The following is a 19,299-nucleotide window of genomic DNA, read 5'->3' as shown; positions in this document are numbered from 1 at the left end:
GCATTACTCGTGAACATATGAGGGTTGTGTGGGCCATTCGTTGCATTGGGCTTAGCCCCCTGCCCACTTGAGCGAATTCTCTGCTTGGCAGGCAAGCCACTCACAGAAAAGCACCGTCTGGAGACTTAGCAGGTTTCCCTGTACTGCTTCGGCGTAAACCCTGTCGAGGCCTTGAACTGCCGGGTGAACGCGCTGTGGTCGGTATACCCGCACTGCAACGCGACTTCGGTAATCGGCATGTCGGTATGCAGCAACCGATGGGCGTGCTCCAGTCGCACTTTCTGGATCATTTGCCGAGGTGTCAGGTGGAACACGCGTTTGCAGTAACGCTCCAGCTGCGCGACAGAAATCCCGGCGATGCGTGTCAGTTCACCCAGCGTGACGCGGCGGTTGAAGTGCGCGCGGATATGCGCGTCCACGGCAGCCAGGCGTTGGTAGGTCGGGTGACTTTCGCTGGCGGTTTGCAGGTCTACGGAGATACCCGCCAGGCCAATGATCTCGCCCGCGTGGTTGTATAAAGGCCACTTGTGGGTCAAACACCAGCCGGGTTCTCGGGTGCCGTACAGGTGCAATTCAAGCTGGTCCCCCAGCACCAAGCCCTGCTCCAGCACGCGCCGGTCCTGTTCGGTGTAACCCGGTCCCAACTGCGCGGGGAAGACTTCAGCGCTGGTCTTGCCCAGCAGGGGTTGCAGGTGTTTGAGGCCGCAGCGTTGCACCAGGGTGCGGTTGGCGAGGACGTAACGGGCGTGGGTGTCCTTGATGAAAATCGCCGCATTGGGGATCACATCCAGCATCGGCAATAGCTGCATCACACCGGCCAATAATTGCTCGATAGTGTGGGGGCGACTCGCCTCGCTCCCTTGGCAAAGGGTCACAAACGCGCTCTGCATCATGACTGTCGCCCCACGCAAATTGCCTCGATGCGTAGCAGATTGCCCGATGCCCTGGGCGCTGTCGAGCGGTGCAAACTGTGCTGATTTCGTCACCGATGCGGGCAAAAAACATCAATAGTGCCGCCGTCCATGAGTTCATTGTAGGGCCACTGCATACCTATCCAATAACTCACAAGAAGGCGACGCTATGTCAGGTCAAGGCAAGTTCAAAATTGTCGTGCTGTTCACCTTCTTCAAGCCAGCGAACTTCCAGGTCCAGGGTTTCGCGCCGTTTCGCCTGTCGGGCATCGAGATGGCGGTGTCGGCCGGCGCGGTCGCCCCTGTCACCGTCGCCGCGCTGACCCCAGCCACCCATTGATTGGAGCGTTTTATGAAGCGATTGCATGTGATCGACTCCCACACTGGCGGCGAACCGACGCGCCTAGTGATGAGCGGCTTCCCTGCGCTGAACGGCGACACCATCGCTGAACAACGGGGGCACCTGCGTACCGAGCACGATCAATGGCGCCGCGCCTGCCTGCTGGAGCCGCGTGGCAATGACGTACTGGTCGGTGCGCTGTACTGCGAGCCCGTCACCCCCGGCGCGGTCTGTGGGGTGATCTTCTTCAACAACGCCGGCTACCTCGGCATGTGCGGCCACGGCACCATCGGCCTGGTCGCCTCCCTGCATCACTTGGGTCGCATCCAGCCCGGCGTACATACCATCGACACACCGGTCGGCCCGGTTGCGGCAACGTTGCACGAGGACGGCAGCGTGACCCTGCGCAACGTGCCCGCCTACCGTTTTCGCCAACAGGTGCCGGTGGACGTGCCGGGCCATGGCGTGGTCTACGGCGATATCGCCTGGGGCGGCAACTGGTTTTTCCTGGTGTCGCAGCACGGCCAGCTGTTGCAGATGGACAACGTCGACGCGCTGACCGATTACACCTGGGCAATGCTCAAGGCCCTTGAAGACCAGGGCATCCACGGTGAAGGCGGCGCGCTGATCGACCATATCGAACTGTTCGCCGACGACGACCTGGCCGACAGCCGCAACTTCGTGATATGCCCCGGCAAAGCTTACGACCGCTCACCCTGCGGCACCGGTACCAGCGCCAAGCTGGCCTGCCTGGCCGCCGATGGAAAACTCGCGCCCGGTGAAACCTGGACTCAAGCCAGCATCACCGGCAGCCAATTCGACGCTCGCTACGAATGGGACGGCGAGCGCATCCGCCCCTTCATCACCGGCAGCGCCTACATGACCGCCGACAGCACCTTGCTGATCGACGAGCGCGACCCTTTTGCCTGGGGCATATAAGCCCCGACCGTATTCAACTGATCGACTTCAGGAGTTAGAACAATGAGCGACAACATTTTCACCGGCTGCATCCCCGCCCTGATGACCCCGTGCACCGCTGAGCGCAAACCGGACTTCGACGCCTTGGTCGCCAAGGGCCGCGAGTTGATCGATATCGGCATGAGCGCCGTGGTGTACTGCGGCTCCATGGGCGACTGGCCGCTGCTGACCGAAGCGGAACGCCAGGAAGGCGTGGCACGCCTGGTGACGGCGGGCGTGCCGACCATCGTTGGCACTGGCGCAGTGAACAGCCGTGAAGCGGTAGCGCATGCGGCCCACGCCGCCAAAGTCGGCGCCCATGGCCTGATGGTGATCCCGCGCGTACTGTCCCGAGGCGCCTGCGCCGCCGCGCAAAAGGCGCACTTCTCGGCAATCCTCAAGGCTGCGCCCAACCTGCCGGCGGTGATCTACAACAGCCCGTACTACGGCTTCGCCACCCGCGCCGACCTGTTCTTCGAACTGCGCCGCGAACACCCGAACCTGATCGGCTTCAAGGAATTCGGTGGCGCTGCCGACCTGCGCTACGCAGCCGAACACATCACCTCCCAGGACGATAACGTGACGCTGATGGTTGGCGTAGACACCCAGGTGGTGCACGGCTTCGTCAACTGCAACGCGACCGGCGCCATCACCGGTATCGGCAATGCACTGCCTCGGGAAGTTCTGCAACTGGTGGCGCTGAGCAAAAAAGCCGCCAAGGGCGATGCCAAGGCGCGCCGACAGGCCCGTGAACTGGAAGCCGCGCTGGCAGTGCTGTCATCGTTCGATGAAGGCTGCGACCTGGTGCTGTATTACAAGCACCTGATGGTGCTCAACGGCGACCAGGGCTACGCGCTGCACTTCAACGAGACCGACGCCCTCAGCGACGCCCAGCGCCGTTACGCCGAGCACCAGTACGCGCTGTTCCGCCAGTGGTACGCCAACTGGTCAGCAGAACAGAACGTCGCCTGACCCCTTGCGCGCCGCTGTGGTTCTCGCAGCGGCCAAGCCCACTTTTTTCCAGGACGATTCCATGACTCTGACGGGCAAGATGCTGATCGGTCAGCAACTCATTTGCGGCAATCGCGAAGCGATCCGGGCGATCAATCCCGCCACCCACGCAGCCCTGGAGCCCGCCTACCTGGGCGGCGACGGCGAACGCGGCCGCACCTGCGGGCAACTGCGCACCTTTGCCCGCACCGTGCGTGCCGGGGAATGGCTGGATGTGCGGGTAGATACCGCGCAGCCGCAGCGTCAGCCACTGCCTCGGCCAGACCTGCGTCAGCGCCACATCGCGTTGGGCCCGGTGGCCGTGTTTGGTGCAAGTAACTTTCCGCTGGCGTTTTCCGTGGCCGGTGGCGACACCGCTTCGGCACTGGCCGCCGGTTGTCCGGTAGTGGTCAAGGCCCATGGTGCTCACCCGGACACCAGTGGGGTGGTGGGCCGGGCGGTGGCGCAGGCGCGGCCCGAGCCGATTCCGGTGTATGCGGAAATGAGCTCGATCAACCCGGTGTACCTGTTCCCGGCAGCGCTGGCGGCTCGGAGTGAGGCACTGGCCCAGGGTTTTGTGAGTTCCTTGACCCAGGGGGCCGGACAATTTTGTACCAACCCAGGGCTGGTGATCGCGGTACAAGGGCCGGATCTGGATCGCTTCATCCGCAGGGCGGCTGATCGACTGCCGAACTGTGCAGCGCAGACCATGTCCGATCCCGATATCGTAGTGGTCGGCGCCGGCATTATCGGCGTCGCCTGTGCACTGCAACTGGCGCGTCAGGGCCGGCACGTGGTAGTGGTCGACCAGCAGGAACCCGGCATGGGCGCGTCCTATGGCAACGCCGGGCACCTGGCGACCGAACAGGTGTTTCCGATTGCCGACCTGTCGATCCTCAAACGCTTGCCCGGCATGCTGCTCGACCCCATGGGCCCGCTGCGCCTGGATTGGAAATACCTGCCGCGCGCCCTGCCCTGGTTCCTGCGCCTGTTATTGAACCTGCGCCCGGCCAGCTATCAGCGCACGGTCGCGGGTATCCGCGCGCTGAACGAGGGCAGCCAGGGCGCTTGGCAGCGCCTGCTGCACAGCATCGGGCGCCCGGAGTTGTTGCGCGAAGAGGGCTCACTGCTGGTGTTTGAACGGGCGGATTCACGGGACGCCCTGGATGCCTTGCAGCAGCGTATGCAAGCGCAACAGGTGCCCGTCGCATTCTGGTCCGGCGACGCGATACGCCAGGCTGCACCGCAGTTGAGCGACAACATCCGAGGCGGGCTGTTCTTTCCCAGCACCGGGCACTTCCTTGACCCCTACCAAGTGGTGTGCGAGCTGGTCCAGGCAGCCAAGGCCAGTGGCGTGCAATTCCTGAAGCGCCAGGTGCTGGATGGACGCTTGGAACAACACGGCGTCTCACTCACCACCGACCAAGGCCCGCTGACCGCACGGCAGGTGCTGGTCGCCTGCGGTGCCCACTCAGCCAAACTCACCGCCGCACTGACCGGTAAAAAAGTCCCGCTGGACACCGAGCGCGGCTATCACCTCATGCTGCCTCACGAACAGCAGCGCCTGCCGTTTGCCGTCACCTCCCTGGAACGCAAATTCATCCTGACGCCTATGGCCGACGGCCTGCGACTGGCCGGCACTGTGGAATTCGCCGGCCTCGACCGCCCGGCGAATATGGAGCGCGCCTGGCAGTTGCATCGGTTGAGTAAAGGGTTGTTTAGGCAGGACCTGAGTGCGGAAGGTGCAACGCCGTGGATGGGATTCCGGCCGTCGTTGCCGGATTCGCTGCCGGTGATTGACCGGGTCTGCGACGGGAAGGTGCTGCTTGCGTTTGGGCATCAGCATTTGGGGTTGACGCAGGCGGCGGTGACGGCGGAGATCGTTGGGGGGTTGGCGTCATCAACCCTTGTACCAACGCCCATGCCTTACGCTCTGAGCCGATTTTGATTGATGACCCCAAAATCAGAGGGATCCTACAAGGCACGCAAGATATGTTCTATCGCTTAACTCAATCCCTCTGGAATGCGGGTTACAGGTTACAGTGGTGCAGCCCATTTATACGAACGCAAGGACCTGACTCGTACATATCTGGCTCCATAAACATCGCGTGACGATTCAGCGCGCCGCCCAGGAAAACTCAGCTGTTTAATCAGAAGCGGACCCTCCCGCATGAGACCCGCCACCGTGAAAAAACAGCTTTCTATCGCCACACTCAGCGCTTGGTGTTGGGTTGGCAAACTGACGCCACCGTTGACGCTGCTGACAGCTTTGCCTCGGCAATCACTGCTGGACGCTTTTAGTACGCGAACCAAAGGTCCGTTGGTTCTGGTGGTCGCCCCGGCCGGCTACGGCAAGACAACGTTGTTGATGCAATGGCGCCAAACCCTGCTATCAGCAACGACGTCGCCAGTCACTGCCTGGCTTTCATTGGATGAGGCCGACAGCGATCCCAATCGCTTCCTCTCCTATTTGATCCTTACGCTAGACCGTGCGGGCCTTGATCTCGGGCACCTGACGCGGCTTGCGCAAGACCAAGCGCTGGATGCCCAACCGCAACGCACGATCACCGCCCTGCTCCACGCACTTGCCAGGGAAAACAGCCAGGTCACGCTGTTCCTTGACGACTACCATGCAGCAGCCAATCCTCAACTCGACACCCTCGTACAGGCGCTGCTTGAACAGGCGACCCCCTGGCTGGAGTGGATAGTCGCTGCGCGCATCCGCCCTGGCTGGCCCTTGACTCAGTGGAAAGCCAATGGCTGGGTGCATGAAGTGTCCGCACACGCACTGATGCTAACGCAGGCAGAAACCGCAGCCATACTGGGGCCCGATATCCTCCCCGCAGAACTCACGTACTTGCATGAAAGAACGGAGGGGTGGGCGGTGGCCGTGCAGCTGGCGCGCCTGTGGCGGGCCAGTGGCGATGCTTCGCTGTACGGTCTCACCGCGTTCTCTGGACGCGTCGCCGATATCGCCGACTACCTGACTGGGCAGGTGGTGCAACGCCTGTCAGCAGAATGCCAGGCTTTTTTGCGCGACATGGCGCTGCTGGAGCGCTTCAACGCCGAACTGGCTGATGCGGTGCGTGGGCGCAGCGACAGTGCACGGTTATTGATGCAACTGACCCACCTTGACGCTCTATTGGTACCGCTGGATGCCGGCCGTCAGTGGTTTCGCCATCACCGCCTGCTTCAGGACTTTCTCAAGCAGAGCATTGATGCGAGTGCAGCACGGGATATTCACTATGGCGCAGCCCAATGGCTGGCCCAGGAAAAGGATTGGATTCAAGCGATCGTTTATGCACTGCGTGCGCGTGATACGCGGTTGGCGGTGGATCTGGTGGTTCGCGCAGGAAGCTGGCAAGTGGTGCTCTACAACGGCATCCGGTACGCCCAAAGCCTGCTGCAGCAGTTTGACGAGCGAACCCTGGGTACTGAACCGGACCTGCTACTGCTCCAGGCGTACTTGCACGCCAAGCTCGGCGAGCACGCGCTCGCCGGCCAACTCCTCGATCTTGTCCAGGGACGTGTTCAAAACGATCGACGTTTGGCGGGCGATTTCTATGTCGTTCGGACCCTCGCTTGCGCCTATGTAGACTGCTTCGAACTGCCCCACTACGATGGCATCCCAGACGATAACCTGCTGGCTACCGGCACGCTTGAATGCGTCAATGCCTTGCAGGCGTTGACCCAAGGCCAACTGGCATTGGCGCTACAGATCATTCGTTCAGCGCACATCAAGATGCGCCTGATTGCGAGCCCGCGGGGCGAGAACTATTGCCGGATCCATGAAGCACAAGTCCTGGCGTTGGCGGGCGATATTCCAGCATCAGCGCAGATGGTCGAAAACGCTTTATCGATTGCCGTCGACCAGTTCGGTAACGAAAGCTCTGTGAGGGCTTTGGTGGGGTGTCTCAAGGCACAACACCTGTATTGGCAAGGCACCTGGGCCGAAGTGATACCTTGGTTTCGCGACGGCTGGGCCTCGCTGAACCACACAGACGGTTGGCTGGATATCGCCGCGGCCACCGCCGACGTGGCATGGCGCACGGTACTGCGGTCCCAAGGCATGCAACCAGCGCTGCTTGAGTTGGAGCATGTCGCGCAACTCGCCACGGCGCGCAATTGGCAACGATTGACACGGCTGGTCAGCGCTTGGCGTGTGGACCTCTTGGTACAAGCGGGATTCCTGTCACAGGCACGCCATGAATCGCGCACCGCCCACTTGGAAAGTGCTGCAGATAGTCCCGACGATTGGCGCAATCAGGAGGCGGCGATACTGGCGCTGGCCAGGTTGCAGTTCGCCACGGGCACCTCCAGTGCGGCACTCAATCGCCTCGTGCACGGTGCTCGATCACTGCAACAGCGCGGTTTGCATTTACCTGCCTGGCGCCTGCATATAATGACTTTGGCGGCATATGGCAAAGGCCACCCGATTGAGCACAACGCGACACTCGCATCGGTCCCTGCCCAGGCATTGCCAGGCCTGTTAATGGAGGCCGGGCCATGTTTGCTGCCAGCGTTGGAAGCCAGCGCCGATCTCAATACCCGCCTCGCTGCAATCATCACCCGCCTGCGCGGTTGGCGTGCCCACCCTGTTCGTCCGCGCATGCCATTCAGCGCAAAAGAAACGCAAATCCTCTCCTTGCTTGCCGAAGGCCAATCGAATAAAGCGATTGCCCAAGGTATGGATATTTCCGAGAACACCGTGAAATTCCACCTCAAACACATATTTGCCAAGTTCGGCGTGGATAGCCGGACCGCAGCCATGGCGGCCGCATTGCGTTTGGGACTGGTAGGCCCCTCGCGTTAAGCCACCAACCTACCCACACGGGTAGTCCCTACGCTGCTTCCCCCCTCACCTACCCGCGCTGCGCGTAGCCGTCCGTGGACGGCGCGCCCTAGCCTTTCTCAACACCAGCGAGAGGCGCTCTCCTGGTCAAAAAATCATAAAAACAGCAGGAGATGCCCAGTGGGTATGGACGGCAAAACAGTGCGCGTGGCCACCGACGTCGGCGGTACTTTCACCGACCTCGTGTATTTCGAAAACGACCCAGCCACCGGAGAGCAGAGGATTCGCACCGCCAAAGTCGACACCACCCCGCCGAACTTTGCACAGGGTGTGCTTAACGTTATCCGTAAAGCCGAAATCGACCTGGGCACCGTGGACTTCCTGGCGCACGGCACCACCGTGGTGATCAATGCGCTGACCGAACGACGCGGTGTCAAGACTGGGTTGATCACTACCCAGGGCTTTCGCGATGTACTGGAAATCGCCCGGGCCAATCGTCCCGATTATTTCAATCTCAAATGGGTCAAGCCCGCGCCGTTTGTACCCCGCTATCTGCGCCGCGAAATATCCGGGCGCCTGCACACCAACGGACAGGAGCGTGAGCCTCTGGACCTCTCGCAGATCGCCGGGATCCTTGAGGCCTTCCGCGCAGACCAGGTAGAGGCTGTCGCAATCTGCCTGCTGCACGCCTACGCCAACCCCGCACACGAGCAAGCGGTACTGGCGCATGTGCGTGAGCTCTGGCCAGAAGTTTCGGTGGTGGCCTCCCATCAGATAACCCGCGAATGGCGCGAGTACGAACGCTCCAGCACCACCGTGCTGTCAGCCTACGTGCAGCCCATTGCTGCACGCTACCTCGACGACTTGGCGAGCGGGTTGCGCGAAGGTGGCTATAAGGCGCCCTTGTACATCATGCAATCCAACTGCGGTGTCGACAGTGTGGAGCACGCCAGGGATATTCCGATCACCATGGTCGAATCCGGCCCGGCCAGTGGATTCTGGGCGGCCGCCGAACTGGGACGACTGATCGACGAGCCCAATGTGCTGGGTCTGGATATTGGCGGGACCACCGCAAAATGCGCGTTGATCCGCAACGGGCAAGTGTCGATCAAGACCGATTACTGGATCGAGCGTAACCGGATCAACGCGGGGTACCCAATCATGGTGCCGGTGGTCGACCTGGTGGAAATTGGCAATGGCGGAGGCTCCATCGCCTGGGTCGACGATTTCGAGAAGTTGCACGTCGGCCCTCAATCTGCCGGCGCCATGCCGGGCCCAGCGGCCTATGGCAACGGTGGGACGCAGATCACGACGACCGATGCCAACTTGATGCTTGGGCGTATCAACCCGGAATACTTCTGCGGTGGCAATGTGGTAGCTGACCTGTCGGCAGTGGAGCAGGGCCTGAACGAGCTCTGCCAACGCCTGCAGTTACCGGTGGATGAGGTGGCGCGCGGCATCGTGCGTCTGGCCAACGACAACATGGTCAATGCGTTGAAACTGGTTTCGTTGAGCCGAGGCCACGACCCACGGGAGCTGACGTTGATGGCATTTGGCGGCGGAGGCGCGATGCATGCCGTGGCCCTGGCCCAGGAACTGGGCGTAAAGAAAGTCATCGTGCCGCGAAGCGCCTCGGTGTTCTCTGCCTGGGGCATGACCCTGTCGGACTTGCGCCGTGACCTGTTTATCAACCGCTTCGTTGAAACCGCAGACTCCAACAATCTTGACCAAGCCCAACAGTTTCTCGAAGAGCTGATGTGCGCCGCTCGCGAGCAATTCGTCACAGAAGCGATTCCCCCACAGCAGGTTGAGCTTCAAGTGCATTGCAAATTGCGCTACCAGAACCAGGAGCATTCCGTGGAGGTGTTGCTCAACCCACAAGAGCGCCTGGACGCAGACTGGGCAGCCATCGAACAACGCTTCCACAGCGTTTACGAGCAGCACTACACCTACCAACTGCAAGCCCCGCTGGAAATCATCGGCTTTCACCTGGTCGCTGCCGCCCAGATTGGCAAGTTACAACCCACGGCGCTGCCAATCACTGGTCGACTGGTCAGCGAGGCCTGTAAAGGCCTGCGGCGGGTGGACTACGCGCAGGAGGGCATCCATGAAGCGCTCCTCTACGACTACGACTTGCTTGAGCCACTGATGACCTTTTCCGGTCCGGCCATCGTCGAGGATGCCGGAACCACCGTGGTGGTACATCCCGGCAATCGCGTGCACGTGGATCGCCTTGGCAACCTGCACATCATGATCAACGGCTGAAGGAACATTGCCATGACTACGCTCGACATTTTCACCCGAGACATCATCCAGAACTCGCTCCAGGCGATCGCCGACGAGATGTTCACCTCAATGCGCAATGCCGCCATGAGCCCGGTGATCTATGAAGTGCTGGACATGGGCACCGGCATCACCGATGCCCAGGGCGAGATCGCCAGCTCCGGCGCAGGCATTCCGGCTTTTGTGGGGGTACTGGACAAAGCGGTAAAAAAGATCCTACTGCATCACCCTCTGCCCCAAGACATTGAAGACGGCGACGTTTTCATCAGCAACGACCCCCATGATGGCGCCGTGACACACCTCAACGATGTAGTGCTGGCCATGCCCGTATTTGCAGACGGCCAGTTGGTTGCCTGGACCGCCAACATCGCCCATTGGAATGATGTAGGCGGCCGAGTACCGGGATCGCTGTCCACGGACGCCACGGATATTTTCCAGGAAGGCCTGCGCCTGGCGTCGGTCAAGCTGATCAGCAAAGGCCAGCCGATCCGCTCGGTATTACAGATTTTGCGCGCCAACACACGCATGCCGGACTTCATGGAGGGTGACCTGTGGGCCGGCGTAGCGGCAGTACGTAACGGTGCGACGCGCTTGCACGAACTGAACGACAAGTACGGCTGCGCCCTGTTTTTATTGGCGATGAAAGACTTCATGGACCTGGGCGAAAAAGTGTCGCTCAAGGCACTGGCAGCATTACCCGCAGGGCAGTTCAACCTCGAAGAGCTGCAAGACGACGGCAGCGTGTTCAAGGTGCGGATAGACATCCGCGAAACCGAGCTGGTAATCGATCTGCGCGACAATCCCGACCAATGCCTGGGGCCCACAAACCTTAGCCGTGACGGAGCAGTCGTAGCGGCGCAAATGGCGTTCAAGGCGCTCACTGCACCGCAAGGAATCACCAATGGCGGCACCTTTCGCCCCCTCAGGGTACTGACCCGTCCGGGGTCATTGTTCGATGCCCAACTGCCCGCTGCCGAAGGCTTCTATTTCGAGAACCTGATTCGGGTTCACGACCTGATCCTGTGCTGCCTGGCTCAACAGTTTGCGGACCGTTTGCCCGCCGGCAATTTCGCTTCGGTGTGCGCCACGATCATTGGCGGCGTTCACCCCGACACCGGGCGCATGTTCACCCTCGTGGAACCGGAGATCGGCGGCTGGGGCGCCGAGCCTGGTCGCGATGGCAACAACGCCGTGTATTCCGGGCTGCATGGAGAAACCTACAACTGCCCCGTTGAGGTGTGCGAAGCCCGCTATGGGCTGTATGTCGAACAGCTCGCCCTGAATGACGAGCCCGGTGGGCATGGCCAGTACCGGGGCGGTCGCGGCATTTGTATCGATTATCGGATTCGCGCCGATGGCAGCTTCATGACCTGCGGCTACACCCGCTCGGTCATTCCGCCCTGGGGCCTGGAGCAAGGCGGAGACGGTACGCCCAACTATGTAGAAGTCGTCAGAAGCGATGGCGAATGCCAACGCTACAGCATGGCCAGCGGTGTCGCCTTGGATGCCGGTGATCTGGTCAGGGTGCGTACCGGTGCCGGCGGCGGTTATGGCCCCGCCCGCCAACGTGACCCTCACGCAGTGCGCGCAGACGTGAAGAACGGTTATGTCGATGCCGAAACCGCGCAATCCGTGTACGGGCTGACGATCTGACACTGACGCTCAGCCGTCCAAAACAACAACAAAAAGAGAGCGCCATCATGAAGACTCAGCACTCATCTCGTTTATGGGTAGGGCCTACGCTTGCCTTGGTTTTGGGATTCACAGCCCCGGCACAAGGCGAACAATTCATCGGTTTCGCCCAACCTGGCGAACCTGGGAAGTGGGCCCTGGAATCGTTCCCCGTGTTCACTCGTACCACAAACGGCGACGTGCGCGCAGGCAGCAACACGGTACTGGCGTACTTCTCCGAGACCGGCGTTACCGGAACACAGCGCGATCAGCTGCAGTTCTGGGTCGGTGCCGACGCCGGCTATACCGGCAGCAATGCCTCACGCAACAATGGTGCATGGGGAGTTGCCTCTCCAAACCTGGGCCTGGCCTATTACTACAACGTGGTCGAGCCCACCAGCGCGTACGGCGCTGATGATTTCACCACGTTCTGGGTCAACCCGACGCTCTCGCTGGAGTTCCCCAACGGTAACGATGAGGGGACGGGGTACGGCGCTTTTGCCAACCGATATGGCGCCAGCTTCAGCGTTGCCAACTACCTACGCGTAGGGCGCTTCGCTGCGACGTTTACGCCGATCGGTATCCACTACGCATCGCGCAACCGCCATAGCACCGACATTGGCGATGGCGATCCCGTAAACCTGCGTGGCGGTATCAGCTTCTGGATGGCGGACATCGCCGCCGGCTATTTGGTGACCGATGATTTATGGCTCGGTCTGCATCACTCCTACCACATCAACAACCGCTCGGCGTCGGACTTCAAGGAATCCCGTGAAGGCAAGATCGGCCCCGCGATGACCTACACCGGCTTCGCTAAACAAAAGTTCTACGTTTCGGCGAACCTGAACTTCGATTACTACCACAGCGACAACCTGCCCTATTCCAATAGCTTGACCATGGTCCTGGTGAAATTCTTCTAAGGCCTCTGAGCCTCTATCAAGGAATACCGTATGGACAGTTCTGACTTCAACATCGCGCCGCAAGATATGCCGGTCACCGTGCGTTGGCTCAACCCCATTGGGTGCCCGACGTTTGACGAGCCCATCGCCCATCTGTTGCACAGCATCAAGCAGCCTTCCACCCAGGTTGAAGTGGTGTCGTTTGACATGCCCTATAGCCCGACACACTTGGAGTACCGTGCTTATGAGGCTCTCACCTATGAGCGCACGGTGCGCATTGCGCGCGATTGTGCACAGGAGGGCGTGGACGCCTTGGTACTCGGGTGTTTTTACGACCCAGCACTGGAAGATGCACGGGAAATCTCCGGAGAAACGCTGGTGGTGGCGCCCTGCCAGGCGAGTTTGCAAGTGGTAGAACACCTGGCTAATCGGTTTTCGATCATTGTTGGGCGCACCAAGTGGATCGAGCAGATGCGTACCCGTGTCCAGGGTTATGGCGCGGGTGACCGGTTGGCTTCGTTAAGGCCGCTGGGGATGGGCGTGGATGAGTTCCAGCTGGATCACGTTGTGACCCGGCGCAAGATCATCGAACAGGCTCATCGTGCAGTGGAAGACGACGGTGCCGAGGCCATCATCCTGGGCTGCACCATCGAATTTGGATTTTTCGAGGAAGTGCAGCGTGAGGTCGGCGTACCGGTGATAGACCCCGTGGTAGCGGCCTTCAAAGTGGCCGAATCCATGGCCGGCATGAAACGCAGATTTGGTTGGCGACCAAGCCGTGTAGGCAGCTGTGAGCCGCCTCCTGAGGCCGAAATCCAACGCTTCGGTTTATTCCAGGGCGCTGCGCCAATCGGCAACCGTGTAAAAGCCTGACTTCGAAAAGGATAGCCACCATGAGTGATATACCCTCGACGCTCCACCCTGCCCAACCGATACCCGATGCCAGTGCGAGCACTCGCGAAGTCGGGGATGTTTTCAGGGGCTTCCCCCTGACCCGCACCCACCTGCAATGCTGCCTGGTATTGTTTTTTGTATTCGCGATTGAAGCCTGGGAGATGATGATCATCGTCTATACCGCACCACTGATTGCGGCGCAGTTTTCCCTGGACGCACTTGCCGTGGGCCACCTGATCAGCGCGATGTTCATTGGGATGCTGGTGGGGGCGCTGCCTTGGGGAAAAGTCGCCGAACGTATCGGCCGTAAGCGTGCAATTATCTGGAGCCTGGGCACTTACGGGTTGATCTCTCTGGGGAGCGCGTTTGCGCCTGACTACTCAACGCTTTATGCCCTGCGATTGCTATCCGGGGTCGCTGCAGTAGGCATGATGGTGGTGACATTTGCCCACTTCCAGGAGCTGTTACCGGTTCGCTATCGCGGTGCGTTGACAGTGTATCTCGCTTCTGGCTGGCCTATTGGAATGCTGCTGGCATTAGGCGCCACCGTGTGGCTGCTCCCCTATGGATGGCGCGCAGTTATCGTATTGAGTTCACTTGGCGGTCTGTGGGCGATTGCGGTGGCACGCTGGGTCCCGGAGTCACCCTATTGGCTGGCCTCTATGAATCGGCAGGCTGACGCTAGGGCAACGATCAATACGCTGAGCCGTGGCAGGGTGCAAATTCCCGAAGATCAGACGTTGCAAGTAGACCGTAGCGTGTCAGGCCACCAACGGGAGTTGTTCCGCCGCCCACTGCTCAAAGTCAGCCTCCTGCAGATTACCGTCAACTTCACGTTTTCCTGGGGGTATTGGGGCTTACAGACCTGGCTGCCCACGTTACTCCAGCAGCGCGGGTTGAGCCTGCCTCAGAGCTACGGTTTTATTGCACTGTCTGCACTGTGCATGATTCCGGGGTATATGGCCGCGTCGTACCTGACGAGACGGTTGGGACGTAAAAAAATCATCGTCGGCTTTATCGGCGCATCAGTACTGGCCGGTTACGGCTTCGCTAATGCCCATACGCTGGAGATGCTCTACCTGAGCAACTTTGCCCTGGCATTTTTCAGCCTGGGGGCTTGGGGCGTGTGGGGCGCCTGGATCGGCGAATTGTACCCCACGCCACTTCGAACAGTGGGTTACGGATGGGCCATTTTCGCGCAACGGGTGGCAAACGTACTGGCACCTTCGCTGATCGGAGCGCTGATTGCCTACGGGTCATCGTTCAACCTGACGACCACCATCATTAATGCATTCCTGATGGTGACGGTAATACTCGTCGTGTTCATTCCCGAAACCGAGGGCGAAGCGTTGCGTTGAAGCTGGCGTGCCCGATCGTCAAATCCGACCGCTCTCATCGGCTACCACTGGCAGTCACCGACAGGAAAGCCAGGATGAATATGAAGTCGCAAACTGCAGGGCTCCCGCACTTTTCCAGTAGCCCTGCATTCCCCTCAAGGATGGAGTCTTCATGAACAGTGAACCACTACAGAACACCCTGGTGTTCCCCATACAACGGGGGCCCTTTCAGAACAATGGGGCATCGCCCTGGTATTGCACAATCAAACTGGGTACCCCTGCTCAATCGCTCAAGTTCTCCCTCGACTCAGGCACAAATATGAGCTGGGTCACCTCAACGCTTTGTTCCACCGACCAATGCAAGCATTTTGCAGGTGGCCGTTTTGACATCCAGGCTTCCAGCACCTTTGCTTTTACCGATTGCCTGCGTCGACCTTACAGTTTTGGGCCATGGGGCACGATGCAGGTGGAGTCAGCGTCGGACGTGCTCACCCTACCTAACGACGCGCACTTTAACAGCCAACTGTTTCTGGCAGCGGCTTACGAAGTTAACCAATTCAAGCAGTTGAACTGGGATGGTGGCTTAGGCCTTCCGTGCAGCAGCGCCTATGTGGAGGGTCGCAGCTCATTTGTGCTCCAGACGTTGATGCGCGAAGGTCAACTCGACCCTGCCCACCCCTTCGTTGCGTTTGATTGGGATGCCCAGAGGAGAAGCGGCGACTGTCGAATGGGCGCTGTCGACTCATCTAAAGCCCAGGGTCCGCATCTGTTCTTGCCTTGGTCCGTCTATAGCGCATTGCCCGGAGTGGAATACATCTGGTCAACCGAGTTGAAGTCATATTCAGTCGGTTCAGAACACCTGCGCTCCAATATCAAGTTTGCCCTCGACTCTGGCTCATCGCAGTTCAAAGGTGACTCTGCGCTCATGCGCGAAACACTGGCCCGTATCTCCCACAGCAACCAGCCTGACATCCTGTTGGAATTTGCAGACGGCCAAATGACCCTGGGCAGCGAACTCTATGAATGCCTGATCGAAGCGGGTCCACAACAAGGCCACATACTCCCTCAGTTCGCTCCATTGGGCCTGACTGACCTGGTAGTGGTGGGATCGGTGGTCATGGATTACTGCTACACCGTCTATGAGTATCAAGTGGTGAAATGCAGCCGCGAGGTTTACTCGCTGGCCCCAGTGGGGATCTGGCTATTCAATCGTCCTGATGGTCCGCAGATCATCACGCGGTCTTCGTCGAAGCCTTTTGCGCCTGATGCAAGAGCGCTGCTGAATGGAAAACTCACCCTGCCGGGCCCGGCTAGCGAAACATTCACAGTTGCCGGAACCTGGCGGAACGACTATGGCTCGGTAATGACCCTGCAAGTTTCGGGGCGGCAGGTCACAGGCACCTATCGATCATCGACCGGTTCAACGGGTGAGTACTCGATCACTGGATGCGTATCGGGCACGGGTGCAACCCGCACTACAAACCAGCCACTGGCATTGGCCATTGAATGGCATGACCTTGGTGACGAAACAAAGGATCCCAGTTGGAACTGGGCCTCGGGCTTAAGTGGCCAACTGAGTGTGACGGAGAAAGGCAACGTGCTCACATTGAACCACGTGTTAGTCGCGACCAGCGACTTTCCGGAGCTGGCACGCCAGGGCAGCTATATCGACAAGTTGGTGTATACGCGGGCTGAACAGCAAGTGCAGACCAGGCCGAGTACGCGCATCGAACCCTTTCCCGTCAAAAATACCCTGGCAGGCCATTGGGTCACAGCCGATGGGACCTCCTTAGTGTTGAGTGTGTACAGCGACAGCAAGCAACGCTTTGGTATCGTCCGGGGCTCTTTCAAATGTCAGGAGACCAGCGCCGAGGTCGCCGGGTTTACTGATATCAATACGCTGAAGTGCAAACTCTCGCTCCAATCCGTGAGCCTTACCGCCACCCTTACTCGGGACAATACGGTCTGTACGCTCTGCGGAACCTTGGATTTGATGGCTGACACGTTGAGCTTGTTGGTACTGACCAGCTCAGCCGTTGCCCCTGCGCATGCTTACCTGGCGACACAAATTTCATCTTTACGTCTTTTGCGGACCGCTTAGGCGCATGATGTCAGGAAAGCAGGCGCACCGGCTGTTGTGGCGAGTGAGCGGCGTGAATGTGCCGCGCGGCATGAATTCAACGGTAGTGCCCACTGCATCACCGCACGCCAGGCCCAGCAAGCTGCCGCGGTAACGGTCCAAACGTGTAAGAGACATAGCTCTTCCTTGAAAAAAGGAGTCAGGCGTAACTCTACTTGACCAACCGCCTCTCCTTGGAGGGGCGATATCCGAAATACGAGCTATAGCACTTGCTGAAATGGCTCGGTGAGACAAACCCGCACGCCACCAGCACCTCCACTTGAGACAACTCGGTGTGTTGCAGCAACCGGCGCGCTTCGGTGACACGCAGTTCCATGTAGTAACGCTGCGGCGTGGTGCCCAGTTGTTCCTTGAACAACCGCTCAAGCTGGCGGCGGGAGCGGCCGGCGTAGACGGCCAACTGGTCGAGTTCCAGGGGCTCTTCGAGGTTGGCGTCCATGAGTTTTACGACTTCACGCAAGGGCGCGCTGACGCTGACGTTTTCGGTGGGTTTGATACGCCGGTAGCGGGATTCTTCGAAGGCCAGGATGTCTTCGATACCTTCGACCAGGGCTTTGTCGTGCAGGCCCTTGATCCAGTCCAGCGCCATATGGAAGGCGCCGGAAGGGCTTGACGCGGTGAGGCGGTCGCGGTCGATCACGTAGGGTTCGCTGGTGACGTGGGCAGCCTTGGACACTTCCGCCAGGGCCGGGCGATGTTCGGGGTGAATGGCGCAACGATAGCCTTGCAGCAGGCCGGCGCGACCGAGGAACCAGGCGCCGTTCCACAGGCCGGCGAGGCCGACGCCGTGTTCGGCAGCGCTGCGCAGCAGGTGGATGAAGTCTTCGCTCGCCTTGAGTTCAGTGCGAAAACCGCCGCAGATCACCAGCAACGCCAGGTCTTGCAGGGCCGCCATGTCGAGACGTGCGTCGGGGCGGATCACCAGGCCCAGGTCGCTGTTGACTTCGCCAGCGTCCCAGCCGAAGGTGCGCGAAGCGAATAATTCCGGACGCAGCAGGTTGGCGGTGACGAGGGTGTCGAGGGTCTGGGTGAATGCGGGCAGGGAAAAGTGCTCAAGCAGCAAGAAGCCGACACGGGTCACCGACGCTGGCTGCCGGGTTTCATTGAGGTAGCGCAGGTTCTTGCCTTTCATGCCTCCGCTGAATTGACGTCTTTCCATCGAGGGTTGGCCCACTCTTATTGTTGATGCAGTGGGTGTCATCTTAGGGGGAAACGCGATGGCTGTCTCAGGCACTGATCTTGAGAAAACCGCAAACGCTCAAAGCCCGTGGCAGAACAGGGGGCGAGCCATCTGATACGGTTTTTTCTTTGCTATCTGCGCCTGTATTGAAGTGCGGGTGAGGCGGACAATGGCCCCATTCCCAACCCACTCTTCGGAGGCCTTATGGCCAAGATGGCACTTTTCCTGTTCGGCTTTTTGGTGTTGACCATCGGCATTGGCTTGCTGGCGACCATCTCGCCGGTCTGACACTCAGCCGGCAAACAGCATCGGGTACAGCGACAACACCAGCAAGCCGGCCATCGACCCGTTGAACAGTCTTAGCCAGCGCGGCTCACGCAATACACTGCGCAAGCCGCTGCCACAGCCGACCCACACGCACACGCTGGGCAAGTTGACCACAGCGAACACCAGCGCAATCACCAGCACATTGGTGACATAGCCTTCAGCCGGCGTATAGGTGGTGATGGCCCCGAGCGCCATGATCCAGGCCTTGGGGTTCACCCACTGGAACGCCGCCGCGCCGAGGAAAGTCATGGGCTTGCCCTGCTCATCGTTGCTGTCGGATAGGCCGCCCGCCGTCGCGATTTTCCACGCCAGGTACAGCAGGTACGCCGCGCCCACGTAGCGCAACAGCGTATAAGCCGATGGAAACACCTTGAACACTTCGCCCAAGCCAAGGCCCACCGCGATCACCAGCACCATGAACCCGATGCTGATCCCCAACGCATGGGGCATCGACCGACGGAACCCGAAATTCACGCCCGAGGCGAGCAACATGGTGTTATTGGGCCCTGGCGTGATCGAAGACACGAAGGCGAACAGCACGAACGCTGACAACAGACTGGTAGACATGTACATGATGC

The 19,299-nt window shown here is 60.0% G+C and carries 14 protein-coding genes and 1 pseudogene; 11 read left to right on the top strand and 4 right to left on the bottom strand.

Going from position 1 to position 19,299, the window contains the following annotated elements:
• Positions 1 to 125: 125 nt before the first annotated feature.
• The gene (locus tag AACY36_RS08440; RefSeq protein ID WP_339416179.1) at positions 126 to 893 is read right to left on the bottom strand and encodes an AraC family transcriptional regulator; all 768 of its coding nucleotides are present in this window, start codon (positions 891 to 893) and stop codon (positions 126 to 128) included.
• A 187-nt stretch (positions 894 to 1,080) separates the two neighbouring features.
• Between AACY36_RS08440 and AACY36_RS08435 the strand changes: the two genes are divergently transcribed.
• From AACY36_RS08435 to AACY36_RS08380, 11 genes are all read left to right on the top strand, one after another.
• Positions 1,081 to 1,251 (top strand): hypothetical protein, encoded by a 171-nt coding sequence (locus AACY36_RS08435; RefSeq protein ID WP_339416343.1) that lies wholly within the window; start codon positions 1,081 to 1,083, stop codon positions 1,249 to 1,251.
• Positions 1,252 to 1,263: 12 nt separating this feature from the next.
• The gene (locus tag AACY36_RS08430) at positions 1,264 to 2,190 is read left to right on the top strand and encodes a 4-hydroxyproline epimerase (RefSeq protein ID WP_339416178.1); all 927 of its coding nucleotides are present in this window, start codon (positions 1,264 to 1,266) and stop codon (positions 2,188 to 2,190) included.
• A 42-nt stretch (positions 2,191 to 2,232) separates the two neighbouring features.
• Positions 2,233 to 3,180, top strand: coding sequence for a dihydrodipicolinate synthase family protein (locus tag AACY36_RS08425; protein WP_339416177.1), 948 nt, complete (start codon positions 2,233 to 2,235; stop codon positions 3,178 to 3,180).
• Between the two features lie 61 nt (positions 3,181 to 3,241).
• Positions 3,242 to 5,146 (top strand): FAD-dependent oxidoreductase, encoded by a 1,905-nt coding sequence (locus tag AACY36_RS08415; RefSeq protein ID WP_445262851.1) that lies wholly within the window; start codon positions 3,242 to 3,244, stop codon positions 5,144 to 5,146.
• A gap of 222 nt (positions 5,147 to 5,368) precedes the next feature.
• Positions 5,369 to 8,011, top strand: coding sequence for a LuxR C-terminal-related transcriptional regulator (locus tag AACY36_RS08410; RefSeq protein WP_339496962.1), 2,643 nt, complete (start codon positions 5,369 to 5,371; stop codon positions 8,009 to 8,011).
• Between the two features lie 165 nt (positions 8,012 to 8,176).
• Positions 8,177 to 10,255 carry a hydantoinase/oxoprolinase family protein gene (locus AACY36_RS08405; RefSeq protein WP_339416173.1) on the top strand — a complete coding sequence of 693 codons (2,079 nt, stop codon included), beginning with the start codon at positions 8,177 to 8,179 and terminating at the stop codon, positions 10,253 to 10,255.
• A gap of 12 nt (positions 10,256 to 10,267) precedes the next feature.
• Positions 10,268 to 11,926 (top strand): hydantoinase B/oxoprolinase family protein, encoded by a 1,659-nt coding sequence (locus tag AACY36_RS08400; protein WP_339416171.1) that lies wholly within the window; start codon positions 10,268 to 10,270, stop codon positions 11,924 to 11,926.
• 191 nt (positions 11,927 to 12,117) lie between these two features.
• Positions 12,118 to 12,864 carry a hypothetical protein gene (locus AACY36_RS08395; protein WP_339416169.1) on the top strand — a complete coding sequence of 249 codons (747 nt, stop codon included), beginning with the start codon at positions 12,118 to 12,120 and terminating at the stop codon, positions 12,862 to 12,864.
• 30 nt (positions 12,865 to 12,894) lie between these two features.
• Entirely contained in the window at positions 12,895 to 13,716 is an 822-nt protein-coding gene (locus AACY36_RS08390) for an aspartate/glutamate racemase family protein (protein ID WP_339416167.1), read from the top strand.
• A 20-nt stretch (positions 13,717 to 13,736) separates the two neighbouring features.
• Positions 13,737 to 15,095, top strand: a complete 1,359-nt coding sequence (locus AACY36_RS08385) for an MFS transporter (RefSeq protein ID WP_339416165.1) — start codon at positions 13,737 to 13,739, stop codon at positions 15,093 to 15,095.
• Between the two features lie 151 nt (positions 15,096 to 15,246).
• Complete coding sequence (locus AACY36_RS08380; RefSeq protein WP_339416163.1) at positions 15,247 to 17,175, top strand: avidin/streptavidin family protein; 1,929 nt, start codon at positions 15,247 to 15,249, stop codon at positions 17,173 to 17,175.
• A gap of 42 nt (positions 17,176 to 17,217) precedes the next feature.
• Here the strand turns inward: AACY36_RS08380 and AACY36_RS08375 are convergent.
• From AACY36_RS08375 to AACY36_RS08365, 3 genes and pseudogenes are all read right to left on the bottom strand, one after another.
• Positions 17,218 to 17,331 (bottom strand): annotated as a pseudogene (locus tag AACY36_RS08375) (ADP-ribosylglycohydrolase family protein); the annotation flags it as partial.
• 34 nt (positions 17,332 to 17,365) lie between these two features.
• Complete coding sequence (locus tag AACY36_RS08370) at positions 17,366 to 18,373, bottom strand: GlxA family transcriptional regulator (RefSeq protein WP_445261711.1); 1,008 nt, start codon at positions 18,371 to 18,373, stop codon at positions 17,366 to 17,368.
• 312 nt (positions 18,374 to 18,685) lie between these two features.
• On the bottom strand, positions 18,686 to 19,294 hold the full coding sequence (locus tag AACY36_RS08365; RefSeq protein WP_339416162.1) for a LysE family translocator: 609 nt from the start codon (positions 19,292 to 19,294) through the stop codon (positions 18,686 to 18,688).
• Between the last annotated feature and the right edge of the window lie 5 nt (positions 19,295 to 19,299).

This window comes from Pseudomonas sp. EA_15y_Pfl1_P101, assembly GCF_963970835.1.
GTDB classification, from domain to species: Bacteria; Pseudomonadota; Gammaproteobacteria; order Pseudomonadales; family Pseudomonadaceae; genus Aquipseudomonas; species Aquipseudomonas tritici.
This window is presented reverse-complemented; position numbering and strand designations above follow the sequence as displayed.

Excerpts from the sequence above, each read along its gene's own strand:
- AACY36_RS08440 (WP_339416179.1), bottom strand. The coding sequence starts at position 893 with ATGATGCAGAGCGCGTTTGTGACCCTTTGCCAAGGGAGCGAGGCGAGT.
- AACY36_RS08435 (WP_339416343.1), top strand. The coding sequence starts at position 1,081 with ATGTCAGGTCAAGGCAAGTTCAAAATTGTCGTGCTGTTCACCTTCTTC.
- AACY36_RS08430 (WP_339416178.1), top strand. The coding sequence starts at position 1,264 with ATGAAGCGATTGCATGTGATCGACTCCCACACTGGCGGCGAACCGACG.
- AACY36_RS08425 (WP_339416177.1), top strand. The coding sequence starts at position 2,233 with ATGAGCGACAACATTTTCACCGGCTGCATCCCCGCCCTGATGACCCCG.
- AACY36_RS08415 (WP_445262851.1), top strand. The coding sequence starts at position 3,242 with ATGACTCTGACGGGCAAGATGCTGATCGGTCAGCAACTCATTTGCGGC.
- AACY36_RS08410 (WP_339496962.1), top strand. The coding sequence starts at position 5,369 with ATGAGACCCGCCACCGTGAAAAAACAGCTTTCTATCGCCACACTCAGC.
- AACY36_RS08405 (WP_339416173.1), top strand. The coding sequence starts at position 8,177 with ATGGACGGCAAAACAGTGCGCGTGGCCACCGACGTCGGCGGTACTTTC.
- AACY36_RS08400 (WP_339416171.1), top strand. The coding sequence starts at position 10,268 with ATGACTACGCTCGACATTTTCACCCGAGACATCATCCAGAACTCGCTC.
- AACY36_RS08390 (WP_339416167.1), top strand. The coding sequence starts at position 12,895 with ATGGACAGTTCTGACTTCAACATCGCGCCGCAAGATATGCCGGTCACC.
- AACY36_RS08385 (WP_339416165.1), top strand. The coding sequence starts at position 13,737 with ATGAGTGATATACCCTCGACGCTCCACCCTGCCCAACCGATACCCGAT.
- AACY36_RS08380 (WP_339416163.1), top strand. The coding sequence starts at position 15,247 with ATGAACAGTGAACCACTACAGAACACCCTGGTGTTCCCCATACAACGG.
- AACY36_RS08370 (WP_445261711.1), bottom strand. The coding sequence starts at position 18,373 with ATGGAAAGACGTCAATTCAGCGGAGGCATGAAAGGCAAGAACCTGCGC.
- AACY36_RS08365 (WP_339416162.1), bottom strand. The coding sequence starts at position 19,294 with ATGTACATGTCTACCAGTCTGTTGTCAGCGTTCGTGCTGTTCGCCTTC.